Raw genomic sequence first — 1,208 nt, 5'->3', positions numbered from 1 at the left:
TGCTCTGCTCCCTGAAAATTGGATCGGTTGAAGCTGGAGTTTTCCGCTAAGTTTCCCAGGCTGGGAGAGGAGCGGAATCGCATGAAGGCATCGAAGTTCACGGAGGCGCAGAAGGCGTTCATCCTGAAGCAAGGTGAGCAAGGTACGCCGGTTGCGGAGATTTGCCGCAAGGCCGGGATCAGCCAGGCGACGTATTTCAATTGGACGAAGAAGTACGGCGGCCTGCTGCCGGACGAGATGCGCCGTCTGAAGGCGCTCGAAGACGAGAACACCCGGCTGAAGAAGATCGTCGCCGACCTGACGCTGGATCGTGAGATGCTTCAGGACGTCATTCGCCGAAAGCTTTGAAGCCTGGCCGTTTGCGCGAAATCGTCAGCGGGATGTGCGTCGACTGGGGCGTGTCGATCCGGAGGGCCTGTGGGACCATCCGCTTCGACACCTCCACCTACCACTACAAGTCCCGGCGGACGGATCAGGCTGCCGTCGAGAGGCGGATCAAGGAGATTGCCGAGACGCGTGTGCGCTATGGCTACAGGCGCGTCCACGTGTTGCTGCGACGCGAGGGATGGCTCATCAACATGAAGAAGACCCGCAGGATTTACAACGAGTTGGGCCTGCAACTCCGCAACAAGCACCCGAAGCGCCGGGTGAAGGCGAAGCTCAGGGAAGACCGCCAGGAGGCCGTTGGACCTAACGACGTCTGGGCGATGGATTTTGTCCATGACCAGCTCGCCCTGGGAAAGAAGCTTCGCATTCTGACCGTTGTCGATACGCATTCCCGCCTTTGTCCGGCAGCGGATCCGCGCTTCACCTATCGGGGCGAGGATGTCGTGCAGACACTTGAGCGGGTCTGCGGACAGATCGGCTATCCCAGGACGATACGAGTCGACAACGGCAGCGAGTTCATCTCGCGCGACCTCGATCTCTGGGCCTATGCGAATGATGTCACGCTCGACTTCTCACGGCCCGGGAAACCCACGGACAACGGGTTCATCGAGGCGTTCAACAGCAAGCTCAGGGCGGAATGTCTGAACGCTCACTGGTTCATGAGCCTTGCAGATGCCCGGGAAAAACTGGAGAATTGGCGTCGGCACTACAACGAGGACAGACCCCATAGCGCGATCGGATACAACGTCCCGATCGCCATGCATTATCCCGATGGCGTCACCAGCCCGTCATCGTGAAAGAGCCGGAAAAATCCAGCTTCC

Annotated in this window: 1 protein-coding gene; it reads left to right on the top strand. The window is 59.4% G+C overall.

The window, feature by feature from the left end; genetic code table 11:
* The first annotated feature begins 81 nt into the window (after positions 1 to 81).
* Positions 82 to 1,184, top strand: a protein-coding gene (locus tag ABD923_RS19070; protein WP_259555334.1) for an IS3 family transposase whose coding sequence is annotated in 2 segments (ribosomal slippage) — positions 82 to 343 and positions 343 to 1,184 — 1,104 coding nt in all. Because the reading frame shifts where the segments join, the coding sequence is not laid out codon by codon here.
* Positions 1,185 to 1,208 lie beyond the last annotated feature (24 nt).

It is taken from the genome of [Roseibacterium] beibuensis, from assembly GCF_039542305.1.
GTDB lineage: Bacteria > Pseudomonadota > Alphaproteobacteria > Rhodobacterales > Rhodobacteraceae > Roseibacterium > Roseibacterium beibuensis.
The sequence above is the reverse complement of the archived record's forward strand: the minus strand, read 5'-3'. Positions and strand labels throughout refer to the sequence as shown.